The organism is Paraburkholderia steynii, assembly GCF_900100565.1.
Taxonomy (GTDB): Bacteria; Pseudomonadota; Gammaproteobacteria; order Burkholderiales; family Burkholderiaceae; genus Paraburkholderia; species Paraburkholderia terrae.
Window position 1 is genome coordinate 315,360 of sequence record NZ_FNDI01000002.1, and the last position, 19,057, is coordinate 334,416.

General features: G+C 64.0%; 14 protein-coding genes. 7 read left to right on the forward strand and 7 right to left on the reverse strand.

All coding sequences use genetic code 11. From position 1 onward, the window contains the following. Positions 1 to 43: 43 nt before the first annotated feature. The 4 genes from BLT65_RS05325 to BLT65_RS05345 all read left to right on the forward strand — a co-directional run bounded on the left by BLT65_RS05325 (position 44) and on the right by BLT65_RS05345 (position 8,602). Complete coding sequence (locus BLT65_RS05325) at positions 44 to 877, forward strand: IclR family transcriptional regulator (protein ID WP_042306174.1); 834 nt, start codon at positions 44 to 46, stop codon at positions 875 to 877. An 81-nt stretch (positions 878 to 958) separates the two neighbouring features. Next, positions 959 to 1,420, forward strand: coding sequence for a RidA family protein (locus BLT65_RS05330; RefSeq protein ID WP_042306175.1), 462 nt, complete (start codon positions 959 to 961; stop codon positions 1,418 to 1,420). Positions 1,421 to 1,913: 493 nt separating this feature from the next. Beyond that, positions 1,914 to 3,206, forward strand: a complete 1,293-nt coding sequence (locus BLT65_RS05340) for an autotransporter strand-loop-strand O-heptosyltransferase (RefSeq protein WP_091775616.1) — start codon at positions 1,914 to 1,916, stop codon at positions 3,204 to 3,206. Between the two features lie 191 nt (positions 3,207 to 3,397). Next, positions 3,398 to 8,602, forward strand: coding sequence for an AIDA repeat-containing protein (locus tag BLT65_RS05345; RefSeq protein WP_167306449.1), 5,205 nt, complete (start codon positions 3,398 to 3,400; stop codon positions 8,600 to 8,602). 101 nt (positions 8,603 to 8,703) lie between these two features. On the opposite strand, the gene BLT65_RS05350 is transcribed toward BLT65_RS05345, so the two are convergent. The 4 genes from BLT65_RS05350 to BLT65_RS05365 are packed head-to-tail and all read right to left on the reverse strand — an operon-like array spanning position 8,704 to position 11,432. After that, positions 8,704 to 9,537: a helix-turn-helix domain-containing protein gene (locus BLT65_RS05350; protein WP_091775623.1), complete on the reverse strand. Its 834-nt coding sequence runs from the start codon at positions 9,535 to 9,537 to the stop codon at positions 8,704 to 8,706. Further along, the gene (locus tag BLT65_RS05355) at positions 9,534 to 10,256 is read right to left on the reverse strand and encodes an NAD(P)H-dependent oxidoreductase (protein ID WP_091775626.1); all 723 of its coding nucleotides are present in this window, start codon (positions 10,254 to 10,256) and stop codon (positions 9,534 to 9,536) included. The genes BLT65_RS05350 and BLT65_RS05355 overlap by 4 nt, the downstream gene beginning before the upstream one ends. Further along, a complete protein-coding gene (locus tag BLT65_RS05360) occupies positions 10,249 to 10,983 on the reverse strand; it encodes an enoyl-CoA hydratase-related protein (RefSeq protein WP_091775629.1) in 735 nt (244 codons plus the stop codon). Before BLT65_RS05360 ends, BLT65_RS05355 begins: the two co-directional genes overlap by 8 nt. Continuing rightward, complete coding sequence (locus BLT65_RS05365; RefSeq protein WP_091775632.1) at positions 10,980 to 11,432, reverse strand: DUF2000 domain-containing protein; 453 nt, start codon at positions 11,430 to 11,432, stop codon at positions 10,980 to 10,982. The genes BLT65_RS05360 and BLT65_RS05365 overlap by 4 nt, the downstream gene beginning before the upstream one ends. Before the next feature lie 248 nt (positions 11,433 to 11,680). Between BLT65_RS05365 and BLT65_RS05370 the strand changes: the two genes are divergently transcribed. Both BLT65_RS05370 and BLT65_RS05375 read left to right on the forward strand, forming a co-directional pair. Then, the gene (locus tag BLT65_RS05370; RefSeq protein WP_091775635.1) at positions 11,681 to 13,348 is read left to right on the forward strand and encodes a GMC family oxidoreductase; all 1,668 of its coding nucleotides are present in this window, start codon (positions 11,681 to 11,683) and stop codon (positions 13,346 to 13,348) included. A gap of 83 nt (positions 13,349 to 13,431) precedes the next feature. Then, positions 13,432 to 15,348, forward strand: a complete 1,917-nt coding sequence (locus BLT65_RS05375; RefSeq protein ID WP_091775639.1) for an alkyl/aryl-sulfatase — start codon at positions 13,432 to 13,434, stop codon at positions 15,346 to 15,348. An 82-nt stretch (positions 15,349 to 15,430) separates the two neighbouring features. Here BLT65_RS05375 and BLT65_RS05380 read toward each other — a convergent pair whose 3' ends face one another. From BLT65_RS05380 to BLT65_RS05390, 3 genes are all read right to left on the reverse strand, one after another. Next, positions 15,431 to 15,838 carry a VOC family protein gene (locus BLT65_RS05380; protein WP_208545737.1) on the reverse strand — a complete coding sequence of 136 codons (408 nt, stop codon included), beginning with the start codon at positions 15,836 to 15,838 and terminating at the stop codon, positions 15,431 to 15,433. 204 nt (positions 15,839 to 16,042) lie between these two features. Further along, positions 16,043 to 16,654 carry a TetR/AcrR family transcriptional regulator gene (locus tag BLT65_RS05385; RefSeq protein WP_091775644.1) on the reverse strand — a complete coding sequence of 204 codons (612 nt, stop codon included), beginning with the start codon at positions 16,652 to 16,654 and terminating at the stop codon, positions 16,043 to 16,045. Positions 16,655 to 17,011: 357 nt separating this feature from the next. Continuing rightward, positions 17,012 to 18,040 (reverse strand): LysR family transcriptional regulator, encoded by a 1,029-nt coding sequence (locus BLT65_RS05390; RefSeq protein WP_091775647.1) that lies wholly within the window; start codon positions 18,038 to 18,040, stop codon positions 17,012 to 17,014. Between the two features lie 398 nt (positions 18,041 to 18,438). Here BLT65_RS05390 and BLT65_RS05395 point away from each other — a divergent pair, with 398 nt between their 5' ends. After that, complete coding sequence (locus BLT65_RS05395; RefSeq protein WP_042306187.1) at positions 18,439 to 18,936, forward strand: Ohr family peroxiredoxin; 498 nt, start codon at positions 18,439 to 18,441, stop codon at positions 18,934 to 18,936. Positions 18,937 to 19,057: the final 121 nt, after the last annotated feature.

Sequence of the window (19,057 nt, forward strand, 5' to 3'; positions counted from 1 at the left end):
CCTGGCGTCAACTGGACAAAAACATCCCCTATCCGAGGACTACATGGCACGACCGCCCCGCTCCACCGCGGCTGCTCAGACGCCGGCCCGCGTCGACGCGAGCCCCGCTGCCGAAGCTGCCGCGCCTCGCACGCGCACCAGCGCGCTTGATCGCGCGGTGCAGATTCTCGACGCGCTGCAGGACGCCGGCAAACCGGCCACCGCATATGAAATCGCGCATCGCGTGAACGCGCCGCTGTCGACGGTCTACTCGATCATCAACGACATGGTCGAGAAGAACCTGTTGTCGCGCTCGGCCGACGGCGGGATCTGGCTCGGTTCGCGGCTCTATGGTTACGGACTCGCCTATGCGAGCTCACTTGACTACCTCGCGGTGGCCAATGAGGAAATGCAGCGACTGTCGGCGGAAGTCGAGGAGACGGTGCAGGTTTGCGGTCTGGAAGAAGGCATGATGGTCGTGCTGCAGATGGCCGAGGGTCCAGGCCATTTCCGCGTGACCTCGCGCGTCGGCAGCCGCGTGCCGGTGAACTGGACGGCGTCCGGGCGACTGCTCGCTGGACATTTGGCTGCCGCCGAATGCACCGCGTTCTTCACGCAGTATGCGCAGCCCTCGCCCACCGGCCGCGCCGAAACGCGCCCCGATGTGCTCGCGCGCAACGCACGGCAAGCGCTCGACGAGAGGCTGTCGATCCAGATCGGCGAATCGGATGCCTCCGTGGCCTGTCTCGCGGCGCCCGTGATGAACCGTTCGGGCGCATGTGTCTTCACCATTTCGATCGTGATGCCCGAGGCGAAAGCGGAGCAAGGCACCGAACGTTACGCGCAGGCCGTGCAGAGCGTCGCGGCTCGCATCGAAACCCGCCTTGGCTGGCGCTGACCTCGACGCTGTTGCCGACAGCAGAGCGCCGCGCGACGCATTGAACTTCCCTCAAGAACCCTTTCGCTTTTCGAATTGCCGATGAACTGTTATGAGCGGCTGCGCGCGCGCGGCCTGACGCTTCCCACTGTGCCGACGCCCATCGGCAACTTCATGCACTGCACGCGCGAGGGCGGCCTGCTTTTCCTGTCCGGCCAGGGACCGCTCGATGAAACCGGCAAGCTGATGACCGGTAAAGTCGGTGCAACGGTCACGGCCGATGAAGCCTATCGGCACGCGCAGCTCGTCGGCCTGAACCTGCTCGCCGTGTTGCATGCGGAACTGGGCGATCTGCAGCGCGTGCGGCGTGTGATCAAGCTGCTGGGCATGGTCAACGCAACGTCTGAATTTGCCGAGCATCCACGCGTGATAAACGGTTGCTCGGACCTGTTCGTCGAGGTATTCGGCGACGCCGGCCGTCATTCGCGCTCGGCTGTCGGCGTGGGCTCGCTGCCGAACAACATCACGGTCGAAATCGAAGCCATCGTCGCAGTACATGACTGACAATGAAAAGCGGCCGGTCTCTTTCGACCGGCCGCCTTCGATGCCTTCGTCTCAGGCAAGATCACCACTTGCCCGGAAGCATCACGCGATATCGAAGCGGTCCAGGTTCATCACCTTGTTCGAGGCCGCAACGAATCTGCACGAACGGGAATCGCCGAGCTTAAGAGGGAAGCCCTTGCGCAGATTCCTCAAAACACGCCTCGGCTTCCAGATTGCACGAAAAGAGAATTCATAAGCGCTCATTGCACCGATTGCACAATGACATAGCGCAATTAAAGTTTTCGAACGCACCTGCCGATATCACCGCGATCAATAAAAAGATCGTGAAGCCAGAACGCTTCACGACCAGCAGCGGCGGCCGCAAAGGTCTTTTCCATTATTTGGGCAATCGTGTGCGACTCGCCTTTTTCGCTTCACGACATTTGGATAAAAGCGCAAGCGCGCAGTCGACCGGATAGCTGGGTTCCCGTGTTGTTTAACTTTCATTTCGAATATGTCGACAGCAGTGACGCAGTCATGCACGGTGACAGAGAGCGCCGATAGCGCGCCAAGCAACTCGAAGAACAACGACACGGCCGCCCCTCAAGCAACGCCTTCGAGCGGCCAACCCGTTCAAAGACCAACGGCCGTGCCGACCCAGCAAGGGCCCGGCGGCATCCGCTTCGATTTCAACGATGGCTGCCGCGTCACGCTCCCGGCAGGCAACGGCGAATGGCGCGTGCTGCTGCGCGACACCGCAACCGCGAATCCCCTGTTCGAAACGCAACTCGCGGCAGGCGCGGTCGCCAGCAGCAAGAAGTACTACGTGCCGTTCGAAATCGAAGTCTGGTCGCAAGGCAAGGAAGTGTTCCGGCATCGACTCGACTTGACCGATCGCAACGTGCTCGTGCATCTCCCCGTCGGTACGCTTGGCGACACGCTGGGCTGGTTTCCGTATGTCGCGAAGTTCGAGCGGCAGCATCGCTGCCGGTTGACGTGCGTGATGGGCGAAGCGCTGATCGCGCTGTTCAAGGACGCGTATCCGTCGATCACCTTCGTCACGCCCGACGCCGTCAATCCCGACGACTACTACGCGACCTACAACATCGGCCTCTTCTTCACCGACGAAGCGAATGTGCATCAACCCTGCGATTTCAGGCTGGTTGGCCTGCATCGTACGGCCGCTTATATTCTCGGCGTCGATCCACAAGAGGAGCGCCCGAGCATCACGTTGCCCGACGAGAGCCGCCCGATTCCCGAGAAGTACGTCTGCATCGCGACCCAAAGCACCACGCAGTGCAAGTACTGGAACAACCCCACCGGCTGGCGCGAGATCGTGCAATTTCTCAAGCAGCGTGGCTACCGCGTGATCTGCATCGATCAAAAAGCGACGCACGGTAACGGCGTCGTATGGAATCACCTGCCCCACGGCTGCGAAGATTTCACCGGCGAGCAACCGCTTGCCGAACGCGCGCGCTGGCTCAGGCATGCGGAGTTCTTCGTGGGCTTGAGCAGCGGCCTGTCATGGCTTGCATGGACGATGAACACGCCTGTCGTGATGATCAGCGGCTTCACGCATCCCACCAACGAATTCGACACGCCGTACCGCGTCATCAACTATCACACGTGCAACAGCTGCTGGAACGATGTGCGCGTGCAGTTCGATCATCAGGATTTCATGTGGTGTCCGCGTCATGCGGGCACATCGCGGCAATTCGAATGCACGCGGCTCATTACGGCCGAACAGGTCAAGAACACGATCAGCCGGATTCCGGCGTTCAACGCACAGGCAGTGGCAGCTGCCTGAATTTCGTCAACTCGATGCGTGACATTCCCGCAGCGAAAAGCTGAGGGCGAAGCATCAGAAGTATCAGAAGCACCCAATACAGAAATAAAAAGCAGCACGCAGTACCCGTAGCACGACAAACAACAAAAGAAGTGCAGTAGTGAATACAGGGAAATTCGGGGAACACAATGACAAGAATGACGTGGCGTCGCATGCACGCTGTGCACGTCGTGCGCGCTTTCGGCCGGCGCTACCGCCGATGTTCGCGCCTGCTCGGCATGCTGCTCGCGGCGCTGACGATCCAGCCGTGGCTCGCACAAGGCGCACTCGCCCAGACGACGGTCGCCGCGGGCGACACCGAAACAGGCGCGACGATCGGCGGCACGGAAAACGTGCTCGGCAAGACGGTCAACGATAGCGTGACGCTGGGTGGCTTGCAGAACGTGCTGTCCGGTGGTGTCACCAGCAACACGAGCGTCGGCCTTGGCGGCACGCAGGCCGTGTTGTCGGGTGGCGTGGCGCAGAGCACGAGTGTCGCTACGGGCGGACTCATGCACGTGTCGTCGGGCGGCGTGGCGCGTGGCGCGACCATCAGCGGCGGCAGCGACGTCGTCGATGCGGGCGGTACGACGAGCGGCACGACGTTGCTGGGCGGTGCGTCTGAAGTCGTTTCATCCGGTGGCCTGGCAAGTGGCACGATCGTGAGCGGTTCGTCCGTGCAGATCGTCGCGGGCGGCGGTATTGCGAGCGGCACGACGGTACGCAGCCTGGGCACAGTGAGCGTGTCGTCGGGTGGCGTCGCGCGCGGAACGACGGTCAGCGCCGGCGGGCAGATCATCGTCTCCGCAGGCGGCAGCGCGACGCGCACGACGGTCTCGTCGGGTGGTGTCGACTCGGTCATGGGCACGGACCTGTCGGCCACCATCAGCAGCGGCGCGTCGCAGACCGTGTTTTCGGGCGGCACGGCGAGCGCGACGACCGTGGTGGGCGGCCAGAGCATCGTTAGCAGCGGCGGGTCGGCGGTCGGCACTATCCTCAGCGGCGGCACGCTGACCGTTTCGGCGGGCGGCAACGCGACACGCACGACGATCAACGCGGGCGGCATCGAAAACGTCGCGGGTATCGACACGTCAGCGACGGTCGGCGCGGGCGGCCGGTTGATCGTGTCGTCCGGTGGCGTTGCGAGTGCGACGTCGGTCAACAACGGCGGCCAGGCGAGTGTCGGCAGCGGCGGATCGATAGTGAGTGCCGTCGTGAGCGGCGGCGCACTGACGGTCTCCAGCGGCGGCACGGCTGTATCGACGACGCTCTCAGCAGGCGGCACCGAGAACGTTCAAGGCACCGACAGCGGGGCAAGCATTCGCGGCGGCGGCACGCAGAACGTGCTGAGCGGCGGTGTCGCGACCAGCGCGACTGTCAGCAATGGCGGACGGCAGACAGTATCGGCGGCCGGCACGGCGAGCAACACGACCGTACTCAGCGGCGGCACGATCGCCGTGTCCGGCGGCGCAAGCGCGACGGGAATCGTACAATCGAGCGGCGCGGCACTTATCACCGACACCTCGGCGACCGTCGGCGGCATCAACGGCGACGGCAACACCTTCTCGATTTCGAGCGGCGCCGCGAACAACATCCTGCTCGAAAACGGCGGCACGCTGACAGTGCTGGCCGGCAATTCGGCAACCAACACGCACATCGTCAATCAGGGCTCTGCTGTGGTCGTCGCGGGCGCTTCGGCCACGGCCACCACGGTTGGAAACGGCGGCACGTTGACCGTGTCGTCCGGCGGCACCGCGACGAACGTCACGCAGCAGTCGGGCGCGGCGCTCATCACGAATACGTCGGCGACCGTCACGGGCACCAACACTGCGAACGGCACGACCAACGCGTTCTCGATTTCCAACGGTGTCGCGCAAGGCGTGTTTCTCGAAGGCGGCGGCTCGCTGAGCGTACTCAGCGGCACGACGGCGAGCGGCACGCAAATCGGTAATCGCGGCAGCGCAACCGTGCAAGGCGGCGGCGAGGCGGACAACACGACCGTCAGCAACGGCGGCCAATTGCTCGTGTCGTCGGGCGGCGTCGCGGATGGCGCGACGGTCAACAACGGCGGCCGGCTGATCGTGTCGGGCGGCGGCACGGCCGTCAACGTCACGCAGAGCGCAGGCGCGGCGCTCATCACCGATACGTCGGCGACCGTGAGCGGCAGCAACGCCAGCGGCGCGTTCAGCATCGTCAGCGGCCAGGCGCAAAACGTGATCGTCGAGAACGGCGGGCAACTGTCGGTGCTGGCGGGCGACACGGCGACCCAGACCACGGCCGGCAGCGGCGGACTCGTGATCGTGTCGGCGGGCGGCACGACGATCGACACGTCCGTCAACAGCGGCGGCGCACAAACCGTGCTGACGAACGGCACGGCATCGGCGACCACGGTGTCGAGTGGCGGCAGGCTCACTGTGTCGTCGGGCGGAACAGCCGTCGGCGTCACGCAACTGGCAGGCGCCGCGCTCGTCACCAATACGTCCGCGACTGTGTCCGGCACCAATGCGAATGGCGTATTCACGATAGTCTCCGGCACCGCGCAGAACGTGATCGTCGAAAACGGCGGCGCGCTGACGGTGCTCGCGGGCAATACCGCGATCAACACGTCGGTTGGCAGCGGCGGTGTCGACACGGTGTTGGCGGGCGGCACGGCGAGCGGTTCTTTCGTGACGTCGGGCGGCTCCGAAGTCGTGTCGGCGGGCGGCACCACGGTCGGCACGACGGTGACGTCCAACGGTTCGCAGACGGTGTTCGGCACCGCGTCGGGCACGACGGCGATGGCGGGCGGCAACGTGATCGTCAGCGCGGGCGGCACGACGAACGGCACGGTCGTCAGTAGCGGCGGACGGGAAGTCGTGTCGTCGGGCGGGACGACGCAAGGCACGCAGGTCGTATCCGGCGGCACGCAGGACGTCGCGGGCGGCACGACGAGCAACACGCAAGTGAGCAGCGGCGGGCAGCAGGTCGTCTCGTCGGGTGGCATCACGCGCGGGACAGTGGTGAGCAGTGGCGGCACGCAGGCGGTTCTGGCGGGCGGCGCCGTAAGTGGTACGCAGCTCAGCGGTGGCACGCAATTCGTCTCGTCGGGCGGTGTTGCGACGGGGACCTCCGTCGGCAGTGGCGGGTCTAGCATCGTAACGTCGGGCGGCACGGCGAGCGGCACGGTCGTGTCGAGCGGTGGCTCGTCGGTCGTGAACTCAGGTGGAACCGCGAGCGGTACCGTCGTGAGCAGCGGCGGCAGCGAGGTCGTGTCGGGCGGGATGACGGTCGGTACATCCGTCGGCAGCGGCGGTCAGCAAACGGTGACAGGCGGAGGCAAGACAAGCGGCACGACGGTGGCCTCGGGCGGCACGCAGACGGTCAGTTCGGGCGGCATCACGTCCGGCACGACAGTCGCTTCGGGCGGCACGCAAACGGTCGGTTCCGGAGGCGTCACGTCCGGGACGTCGGTCGCTTCGGGCGGCACGCAGACGGTCAGTTCGGGCGGCGTGACGAACGGCACGTCGGTCGCGTCGGGCGGCATGCAGACGGTTGGCTCAGGGGGCGTGACGTCAAGCACGATGGTGGCTTCGGGCGGCACGCAGGACGTGCTGTCGGGCGGCACCGCGAACGGCTCGATCGTCGCGAGCGGCGGCACGCAGACGGTATCGAGCGGCGCGAGCGTGAGCGGCACGCAGGTGCTGAGCGGCGGCACGCAACATCTGTTCGGATCACTGACGAATCCCGTCGTGTCGGCAGGCGGCACGCTGACGATCGGCCAGGGCACGGCGGCGGGCGAACTCGTCGGCAACACCGTCAACGACGGTCTGCTCGTATTCAACCGGCCGGATGCAATCACCTACATAGGCAATGTCACGGGCGCAGGCCGCATCGAGCAGCAAGGCACGGGCACCGTCGTGCTGAACGGCAACAGCCATCTGTTCACGGGCGCAACCGAGGTGATGACGGGCACGCTCGCCGTCGGCGATATCGACAATCCTGGCGCGCAACTGGGCGGCGACGTCATCGTCGATGCGCCGGGCACCCTGCGCGGCCATGGTTCGATCGCGGGCAGCGTGACGAACAACGGCGTCGTGATGCCGGGCGGCTCGATCGGCACGCTGACAGTCGGCGGCAACTACACGCAGGCAAGTAGCGCGACGCTCGCGATCGAAGTGAGCCCGACCTCGGGTTCGCAGTTGCGGGTAGGCGGCGCGGCGACGCTCAACGGCGGGCTGCGGATCGTCTACGACCCGGGCACCTATCAGGCCACCCGATACGCGATCGTGACCGCAAATGCGGGCGTGAACGGCCGCTTCACGAATGTCTCGAGCACGCTCGCCAGCGGCGCGAACCTCGGCTCGTTGCAGCAATCCGTCGAATATGCCGCGAACGAAGTCGATCTGGTGCTGAGCGGACTCGGGCAGCAGCCGCCCGCCGGCAGCGCGCCGACGGGCGTGACGATTGTCGCGCCCACCGACACGAGCATCTACACCGCGCTCGGCACGACGCTCACGCTGTCCGCGCAGGCGACCAACGCCGCGCTGCTCGAACGCGTGGCGCTGTCGGGCTACGAGATGATCGGCAAGTCGGTGTGGGTACACGCGACGGGTTCGCAGACGAAGATACACGGCACGGGCGGCGCGCCGGGCTTCGAAGCGCGCAACTATGGCTTCATCGCCGGACTCGATCATCGTGTCGGCGCGTCGACGGTCGGTGTCGCGGGCAGCTACAACCACAACGACATCAGCGAGGATGGTACGGGCGACTCCGGCACGACGGATTCGCTGCGCGCGGCGCTATACGGAGCGAGAACGTTCGGCCCCGTCGATGTCTCCGCAACGGTTGGCGGGGGCATCGATTTTCTGTCGCAGAAGCGGCCTTTCGGCACAGTGGGCACGGCCGAAGGGGATCACGTGGGGCAGGAGGGATCGGCGGCTGCACAGGCGGCGTTGCCGCTCGCGCTTGGCGGCGTCAAGGTGACGCCGCGCATCGGCATGCGCTTCTCGTATCTCCACGCCAACGGCTTCAACGAAAGCGGCGCGAATGGCCAGGATCTGATGGTCGGCACCGACAACGTGCGCAGCCTGCAACCCTACGCGCAGATTTCGTTCGACAAGGACTTCGGCAATCAGCTACGGCCGATGAACCTCGAACTGCGAGTCGGGTATGCGTGCGAGTTGCTCGGCACTGGCCGCACCGTGACGGTCGGCGCGCAGGACGGCACGCTGTTCGCCGCGTCCGGCACCACGCTGCCGCGCGATCAGTTGACGGCGGGCGTCAGCCTCGGCATGCAGCCGACGAAAGCGTTGAGCGTGTCGATCGACTACGACGCGCTGATCGCGACGGGGCATGCGTCCGCGCAGGCGGCGCATCTGCAGGTGGGTTATCGGTTCTGAGCGCGTGAAGCTGCGCGGCGGCTCGCGGGTGGGTTCGGGCGGCATGCTTCGGCATGCCGCCGCCGATGCTGCCCTGCCCGATCGCATGCCCGCTTCGTCGATCATGAAAACGCGGCCTGATACACCTTCGGTGTCACGCCCGTTTGCTGCTTGAACACGCGCGTAAAGTGCGACTGATCGGCAAAGCCGGTTCGCGCGCCGACTTCCGCGATGGGTCTGCCGGATCGCAGCATCGGCATGGCGTGACGCACGCGTTCCTGCTGCTGGAACGCATGCGGGCTCAGCCCGACTTCGCGCTCGAATGCACGCAGCAGTACGAACGGCGTCACGTTGAACTCGCAGGCGAGCGTCGATAGCGTGACCCGCGCGTGCAGGTCCTCGCATAGACGGCTCTTGACCGCGCGAACCAGCGCAGGCTCTCTGCGCACCACGGGGAGATCGGCCGCACGTGCCACGTGCCGCGCATGCAGGCCGACGACAGCACACGCGAGCGCCTCGCTGCGCTTGAATGGATCGTCGTCCACTTCGGAACACCAGTTCACGCCATAGAGGTATCGCGACACCTCAGGGTCGACGATGAACGGACTCGTCACCTCGAACCGTTCGCGTCGTGGAATGCCAAGCCGCTCGCAATACGCAGCAAGCGCCGCAGGCTGCACGTGCTCGACGCGCATCTTCCAGTGGCCATCGCCGGCGGCTACGCCTGCATGCACGACGTCCGCATCGATGACGATCACGTCGCCGCGACGGCACAGGCGCCGCTCCTGCCGGACCTCGACCGCGAGCGTTCCGCCCGTGATCACGGCAAGGCAATGGGTGTCATGCGTGTGCGGCGGATACCGGTGGCCGACGAACTGGCCCTTGAGCATGACTGCATCCATGACATCGGGCGCGCGCCAGAGCTTGACGGAAGGCGTCGGCAGTGTGGCTTTCATCGTGATGCGGCCTGTGGAAGCGGACGAAAAATATCATCATAGTCCTCCAGTCGCGGCATCGTCATCGACGGCTGCTCGTCGAGCCGCTCGACGAATTCACCCCAACGCGTGAGCGTATCCGCCCGCTCGGCTGACGAGCAGTACGGGACATGCCACGCGAAGAACGGTTCGAGCACTTCGTAGCCGACATAGCCGAGCGTGCCCTGCAACAGATGACGCAGCATGCCGCGCGCGAGTTCGCCATGAATGCCTTGCTCGCCGAACATGTGCTCGCGTCCGCCGAGCGTGGCGCCGATCACGGCCCGCTTGCCTACCATGCCGCCTCGACCGTAGATGCGCTTGCCGCCATACAGCGCGCCCGACAGGAAGCAGCGGTCGATCCAGCCCTTGACGAGCGCCGGTACCGAGAACCAGTAGAGCGGGAACACCAGCATCAGCGTGTCGCTGGCCATTAGCGCATCGACTTCGCGCTGGATATCGGGCGCAACGGCATCGTGTTCGCGCGCATGGCGCTGCTCTAACGCGTAGACGAGATAGTCCTGATTAGCGCGTTCGGTGAAATCGCTCGCGCGGACGACGGGATCGAAGTCGAGCGCGTATAGATCGGAAAAGCTCACGTGGTCGCCGCGCGCCGTCAGCAGGCGTCGCGCGTCATGCGCCATTGCCGTGCAGAAGGAGCGCGGCTCCGGGTGAGCATGGACGATATGAACGCTACGCATGAGGGATCGACCTCCATGAAACAGCCGGTATATACGCGTTGAGATACGCAAGCTCGCTCTCGATTGCCTGCGCGGCCGACAGCGTGGCGCCCTCGCGCAACAGGCGCCGTGTGGCCTGAAGCGCGCTCGGCGGCTTGGAAGCGAGGCGCGATGCGTACTCGACGGCCGCTTCTCGCACCTCGGCGTCACGCACCACGCGTGACACGAAGCCACATTGCAAGGCTTCCGCCGCGCTGATCGGGCGACCGCTCATCAACCAGTCGCGTGCAACCAGATCGCCGACCCGGCGAGACAGCAAGGCCGTCGCGCCCGCTTCGGGGACGATGCCGAGGTCGGCGAACGGAAAGCGGAACATCGCGCTTTCGCCGGCGACCACCCAGTCGGCATGCAGCAGCATCGTCGCGCCGAAGCCCACCGCCGCGCCGTTCACCGCGGCGACCAGCGGCTTGGGTTGCTCTGCAAAGGCGTTGATGCAGCGCGTGACTGCACCGTCGGCGGTCTGCGGCCAGAGCGAGCCGAATGCGGCCGTGTCGTGACCCGCGCAGAAGCAATCGCTGGTTCCGTGCAGCAGCACGCAATGGACGCGCACGTCGCCCTGTGCAAGCCGCAGCGCGTTCGCGAGCGCATCGAACATCGTGCCGTTAAGCGCGTTGCGCTTGTCCGGGCGGTTGATGCCGATGGACCAGACCTGCCCGTCCAGTTCCGATGTGAGGTTGGCGATCATCATGCGAACAGCGCGAAGCCGCCGACCAGTTTGCCGATCCTGTTCCTCGGTCCGACGAGGCCGATTGCGAGGTACTGCAACGAAGGTCCGGACAGCGCGTTGACGGCGTCGAGAAAGGCGTCGTAGTCGGTGGTGGCCTGCCCTTGCACGGGAAAGTCGACCACGTCGCAGTGCGCCAGCGATTTCTGCCGAAGCTCGCTCAATTGCTGCGCCGTGGCCTTGAGCACGGGAATGCCGATCGGGATGAGACCGGGATGCGCGGTGCCGTCGCTCTCCCGCAATGGCGCGCCGACGAGATGACTGTGGCGCTGCCCCAGCGTGAACGCAACGACGGCTGCCGCGTTCGACGCCTTGCCCGGCGCCAACGCTGCGTCCACGACGATAACGCAGCGCTCCGGCTTCCGTGCGGCTTCCGTTTCAGCCGACAACGGTGCTTCTGCTTGCAAAGACAATTCCCTTCTCCTGGTGAACCAACCTTGGAGAGATGCTAGGGAAAGTTTTGTCGAAAGTATTGGACGATTTTGCAGGGCCTCGCCTGATCGCGGGCAAGCCGATCCGACGATCACGCCTCTCCATCTCCACCCCTCCCCGTTTCGGGTAGTCCCGCCTTTACCACACTGCCTCTATCGTCGTACCGCATACCGCCTGGAGACAGCGACGGCGCGCCCACGCCTGCCGCACAACAATAAGGAACCCATCGATGACCCGGTCCGCCTCCCCGCCGCTTTCCGGCGAATACGACTATCTCGTGATCGGTGCCGGCTCCGCCGGTTGCGCCGTCGCGGGACGTCTGTCCGACGATCCGACCGTCAGCGTCGCCGTGCTCGAAAACGGCGGCCCCGACGACCACTACCTGATCTGGACACCCGTCGGTCTCGCCAAAACCGTCGTCAAGCCAGGCCCGTATAACTACGGCTACTACACCGAGCCTCAGCCGGAACTCGATGGCCGCCGCAGCTACCAGCCCCGTGGACGCGTGCTCGGCGGCTCGTCGTCGCTCAACGGCATGGTGTATATCCGGGGCCATCGCAAGGATTACGACGACTGGGCGGCGCAAGGCTGCACGGGATGGAGCTACGACGACGTCCTGCCGTATTTCAGACGCAGCGAAAACAACACACGCTTTGCCGGCACGGCCAACCCGTGGCATGGCACGGACGGGCCCCTGTACGTCAACGACCTTCGTTCGCCCAACCCGTTCTGCGAGTACTTCCTGCAAGCCGCACAGCAGGCGGGCCACACGCTGAACGATGACTTCAACGGCGCCGAACAGGAAGGCTTCGGCTACTACCAGGTGACCCAGCACAACGGCGAACGCTGGAACGCCGCGCGTGCGTACCTGCATCGCGGCAAGACCGTCGATGGGCGCTACAACGGCGGCCGCCATAACCTGCATGTGCTGACGGGAACGCAGGCGCTACGGCTCGTGTTCGAAGGCCGGCGCGCGGTGGGCGTGGTGGTCTCGCGCGACGGCGTCGAACAGACCTTGCGCGCCCGACGCGAGGTGATCGTAAGCGGCGGCGTGTTCAATTCGCCGCAACTGCTGCTCGCCTCAGGGATCGGGCCGGCGAAGCATCTGCAGGAAATGGGCATCGAGGTGCGTCACGACCTGCCCGGCGTCGGCGAGAACCTGCAGGACCATCTCGACATTGTCATCAATACGCAACTCGACAGCACCGATCTGTTCGGCGCCACGCTGCGCGGCGGCTTGCGGCTGTTGAAGGAGATCCGCCGCTACCGGCGCCAGCGTGCCGGCATGCTGACATCGAACTTCGTCGAAGCCGGCGCGTTCGTGAAGAGCCGTCCTGAACTTGATCGCCCCGACCTCAATCTCGTGTTCACGGTCGCGCTGATCGGCAATCGCAACATGGGCAGCCGGCGCAAGCTCGGGCACGGCTACTCGGGGCATATCTGCGTGCTGCGCCCCGAGAGCCGCGGTGTCGTTCGTCTCCGGTCGCCTGACATGCGCGAAGCGCCGCTGATCGATACGCGTCTGATGAGCGCGCCGCGCGACATGGAAACGCTGATCGCCGGGATTCGCATCATGCGCGACGTGATGAACCAGCCGGCCATGAAAGACCTCGGTGGACGCGAGATGAAAAGCGAAAGCTTCACGAGCGAGGAAAGCCTGCGCGCCTTCGTGCGCGGCCACGCCGATTGTTTGTACCACCCGGTCGGCACCTGCCGGATGGGGGCGGCCAATGACCCGCTCGCGGTCGTCGATAACGAACTGCGCGTGATAGGTGTCGAGCGATTGCGCGTCGTCGATTGCTCGATCATGCCTACGCTGATCGGCGGCAATACGAATGCGCCCGCGATGATGATCGGTGAAAAGGCGGCGGACATGATTCGCGCCGCTGCGCGCTGATTCGAGAAACCAACAACCGGGTATTTAGCGTCCACGAGTCCTGAGTGAGACCGCGGGCGCAACCTGTCTAACAGGAGCATTTGATGCCACACCAGACGCCTTATCAATCATTGCCTGCGTCCGCTGTCACTGTGTCCGCGCAAGAGCGTGCGCTGCGCGAACTGCCGCCGGACGATCCCCTTGAAGAGGCCGACGCGCGACGTGGTTTCATCGGCACGATTCCCGATGCGGAGATTCGCGGCGCGTACGATCAACTGGTCTGGAGCCTCGCAGACTATCGCTTTCTCGAAGAAGAACGCGCGCCCGCGACGGCTCATCCCGCGTTATGGCGTCACGCGCGGCTGAACATGTTGCATGGGCTGTTCAGGGTGACGGAACGCATCTACCAGGTGAGAGGCTTCGACGTCTCGAACATCACGTTTATCGAGGGCGACAGCGGGCTGATCGTGATCGATCCGCTGACCTGCAAGGAGACAGCCTCAGCCGCGCTCGATCTGTATTTTGCGCATCGGCCGAAGCGCCCCGTTGTCGCGGTGATCTACAGTCACAGTCACGCCGATCATTTCGGAGGTGTGCGTGGTGTCGTCAGCGAGCAGGATGTGACGGCAGGCAAGACGGCGATCATCGCGCCAGCGGGATTCATGGAAGAGGCGGTGTCGGAGAACGTGATGGCGGGCACGGCCATGGCGCGCCGCGCGCAGTTCCAGTTCGGCCACACGCTCGCGCGCAACGCCTGTTGCCAGATCGACGCGGGCATGGGCAAAACCATCCCACGCGGGACCATCACGCTGATCGCGCCGACGCAACTGATCAAAGAGACGTCGGAGACGCACGTGATCGACGGCGTCGAGATCGTGTTCCAGCTGACGCCTGAAAGCGAAGCGCCCGCCGAGATGCACTTCTACTTTCCGCAAGAACGCGCGCTCAATCTCGCCGAGAACGGCACGCGCTCGCTGCACAATCTGTGTCCGCTGCGCGGCGCGCAGGTTCGCAACGCGCAACTGTGGTCGCGCTACCTCGGCGAATCGCTCGACCGCTATGGACACGACGCGCAAGTCGTGTTCGCGCAGCACAACTGGCCGACGTGGGGCAACGAGCGGATCGTCGACTACCTGGAGGCGCAACGGGATCTCTACAAGTTTCTGCACGATCAGACCGTACGGCTCATGAACCGCGGACTGAATGCCGTCGAAATCGCCGAGCAGATCCGGCTGCCCGATGCGTTGCTCAACACGTGGCATACGCGCGGCTACTACGGCACCGTATCGCACAACGTGAAGGCGATTTACCAGCACTATCTGAGCTGGTACGACGGCAATCCGAGTCACCTGCACGCGCTGCCGCCGGAAGCGTCGGCACCCCGCTACGTCGAGTACATGGGCGGCGCGGATGCGATTCTCGAACGTGCCCACGTGGACTTCGAAAAGGGCGAGTACCGGTGGGTCGCACAGGTGATGAATCATCTCGTGTTTGCTCAACCGCGCTTGCGCGAGGCGCGCGAACTCGGCGCGGCTGCGCTGGAGCAGATGGGCTATCAGGCGGAATCGGCCACGTGGCGTAACGCGTTCCTGCTCGGCGCGCGTGAGTTGCGCGAGGGGCGCGGCGAGGCATCGACGCAATTCGGCAACCGCAGCCGTGACATGGTGTGTGCGATAACGGAAGAAATGTTCTTCGACTACCTTGCGGTAAGGGTCGATGGGTTGAAGGCGCAGCATCTGAAGATGCAGATCGACTGGCGATTCACAGATATTCGCAGGCAGTTCACGCTGAATCTGCAACACGGTGCGTTGACGTGGTCATCGTCCGCGCGTGGGGAAGGCGCCGATCTGCACGTTTCGATGTCGAGGCACACGCTTAACCGCATTCTCTGTGGCGAGACGGGCTTCAAGGATGCCGTCGCGGCGCGTGAGATTCAGCTGGAAGGCGATGTTGCGCTGTTCCGCGCGCTGCTCGAAACGCTCGATCAGTTCGACGGCGATTTCAATGTCGTCGAGCCGTAGTCCGCCTAGTCCGACACCACGAACGCCTTGCCCTGCTCCAATCATAAAGAGTATTCAGATCCTCTTTATGATCAGGGCATTCTCAGTTGTCGAATGTGCCGCGATATTCGGGCGCCGCGTCGCGGCGTGTGTTCAATTCGAACATCACGCCGCCCGGCGCGCGACAAAAGAAGCGCGAGCCGCGCCCATTATTGAAAATGCCCGTTTCCATCTGCACGCCGTCCGCCTTGAAACGCTCATACAACGTGTGAACGTCATCGACGCCCGGCAGTTCGAAGCCGACATGAAAATTCTTCGGCCACGCCGGGACATCATCGCTGGTGTGATCGATCACGACGTCGTAGCCGGGACGCTTCAGGATGTACGACTTCTCCCACGTTCCCGCGATCGTGAAGCCCAGGTACTGTTCAAAGAACTGCGCGGTCGCGGCGGTATCGGCGGAAGGAAAGCTCAGATGGTTGAGCTTCATGCTTTGGGTAAGGTCATTCATCATCGGTCTCTCATACATGGGCGGTGGCCCTATGCCACGTCCGCCCGAGGACCTCAGAATAAAAGCAGAGGCTCACATTCAACAACTCGCATTGCGTACACGCGTCGATGCACGCGAAACCCGCCTGTGCAAAGGCGTTTCAGCCAATAACCGACCACAGTCGGCAATCCGTTTGCTCACATTCGCGCATGTTTCGCCGTGCATTCAAGGCGAGCCCGTCTTCGACAGATAACCGAACACAGCGGCCCGCACGCGATATTCGAGGTTCCCGATATCGGTCTCGCCCCGCTCGCCAGCCGCATCGACGATGCCCCGGACAATGGCGAACAGGTCGCCTGCCGCGACTTCGGGATGGGTGTGCCGGGGGATCGCGCGTTTGATGACCTCGGTGGCCATCTGTTCGAGTTCCGACGTGGCCAGTTCATCGCGCAATGCAGGCCGGCCCTCTTCGATATCGAGAAGTCGCGCCAGGCGCGGACGCTGCAATTGCTGGCGCACGGCCGCGCCGATCAGATACTCCAGTCCGGCCTTGCCGCTGCGCTTCGTGAGGGCGACGGCGATGTCCTCATGAAAACGCGTCATCTCACGCCGGATCAGCGCGACCGTCAGTGCGTCCTTGCCCGGAAAGTACTGATATAGCGAGCCGATGCTGACGCCGGCCCGCGCGGCCACCGCATTCGTGTTGAAACCGTCGAAGCCTTCCGCTTCGAGAATCTGCGCGGCGGCCTCGATGATCGATGCGACTGTCTCTTCCGAGCGCGGCTGGCTCGGTGTCTTTCGGGGCCGCAAGCGCTTTTGCGGTGACCGGTCGTTCATTCCTTGTTTTCCTTGTGGAGTCTCGTGCCCGTCAACGCAGTGCAACGAAACCTATTTTACGGGCCACGGGATTACGGAATGAAGATGCGAGCCACCCGCCAGGCAAACAGAAATCAGATAGCGCCGCTAAACGAGACGGCAATGGCAAGTGCGATATTGATTGCGACCAGCACGATCCAGCCGGTCAACGCCCATAGAGGTTCGACGCGAAGCATGATGCCCTCCATCCAGATATCGACGGCGCGTCGATATGACTGAATGGTAGGTGGCGCGCTTCTGCACCGGTAGATACACGCGTGAACACTCACCGTTGCCGCGTGAGCACCAATGCGCACCCCGTAAGCGACGATCAGCGCATCATGCCTGCCGCTCGCTTTCCAGCGTGTCGATATAAAAATCGTCGAGGCAAAGCAGATTCAGCGCCCGGATATGCTCGGTCATGAAATCGACGAACACGCGGATGCGCGAAGGCAGATGCTGTCGGCAGAGGTAGCAGATGTAGTGTCCCCGATCGTCTGGCACGTGCCGCCTCAAGGCCATCACGAGTTCATTGCGCGCGATGTGATCGGCGACCTGATAGCCCGGCAATTGCGCGATGCCGCGCCCTTCGAGCACCGCGCGCAATACCAGGTCTGCATCGTTGAACGTCAGTCTGGCCGTCGGCAGGAACTTGCGCATATGGCCGTCGACCTTGAATTCCCATTCGTAGACGCGCCCGCCCGAGAACCTGAGATTGACGCATTCATGCTGCGCCAGTTCTTCGAGCGTCATGGGCAAACCATGTTGTTCGGCGTAGAGCCGTGACGCGCACAGCACCATTTGCATCGGAACCAGCTGCTTCGCAATGATGCTGGAGTCTTCGATGCAGCCGTCGCGAAACGCGACGTCGATCTGCTCGGCGGCGAAGTCCGCTGGCTTGTCATCGAGAATGAGATCGACGGCGATATCGGGGTAAGCCTCGCAAAACTGCGCAAGCAGCGGCGCCACGACCTTGCGCCCGAAGCCCACATTCGAGCTGATGCGAAGCACGCCGCGCGGCGGACCAAGGCGCAGATCGAGCATGTCGTTCATGGCGTCGACGATATGCGTCACGCCCTGATTACAGTTCTCGAAGAAGCGCTCGCCCTCGCGGGTCAGATGCGTGGACCTCGTCGTGCGGAGAAATAGCCGGGTACTGAGTTGCGATTCAAGCTTCTGAACATTGCGGCTGACGGCCGAGCGCCCTATTCCCAGACGCTCGCCCGCTTTCGCGAAGCTGCCTTCCGTCGCGACCGCCATGAAGGCGATGATTCCCGCGTAGCTTGTCGAAAAACAGGTGGACAGGGCGTCGGCCGGGTTGGGCAAGCCAACGCGAAAAGCATGCAGCGATGCATCCGAGTGATCCATCGACGGTTCCCACAGTTTGGCGTTCGTGGAAGAAATCTGGCCAGCCGCTGAATAAAGGGAGGCGCTTCGCGAACCCGGCCGCGCTGCGCCCGGCGGGGCCGCCTTTCGGCGCGGCCGGCTTTCGGCGGGGCGGCCTTTCGGCTAGCTTTCTCAGTTTAGGACACATCGAACAGATGTGGAACCGCTTCCCATGCCTGTACATTTCGACTGAACAAAAAACGCGCCGCGGATTGACGCCATTCGGGAAACACCGTGAGTCCGTGAACGACTCTACCGCGCCATTTTTCCGTCACTTAACATAGGGCCGGGTGTACTGTCGCTTGGTCTGAAAAGGGAGAAGGCTTGGGGCAAGGGCCATCGATCACATCGAGGCTCACGGTCTGGCCTGAGAACAAATCATGAAAAAGAAACTGGAAGCGCCCCCGCTTTCCCTGCTCGACCGATATCGCGGCCGGGAGTTCGAGGCGCTTTACACGACATCGGTCACCGTATCGGGCGGCGAGACGGGACATGGCCGCGCATCCGGCGTGGCTCGCTCGGCCGACGGCAACCTCGATGTACAACTGCGCTTGCCCACCGAACTCGGCGGTCCCGGCGACGGAACCAATCCCGAGCAACTGTTCGCCGCGGGCTTTGCCGGCTGCTTTCATGGCGCGCTCAATCTGCTCGGCAAGCGGGCCAAGATGGAACTCAACGACATTGCCGTCGACGTGCAGGTCGCCTTTGGCCGCGATCCGATGGATGGCGGCTATGCGCTCGTGATCGATGTGCGGGTACGGATACCGGGCGTCGGCCGGGCGGTGGCGGAAGAACTGGTGCGCAACGCGGAGCGTTTGTGCCCGTACGCGAAGATGGCGAGACAGGGGACGGTCAATATCGTGGCCGTCGTCGATTGAGCGCGGACCGTCGGACTATTCCGCGCTCATCGGAACGACCATCGGCCACGCGCCGTAGCGAGATTACGGATCGACGAAGGCGGCAGCCGTCTGCCCCATGCAGAAGGCCGCGCACATCGAC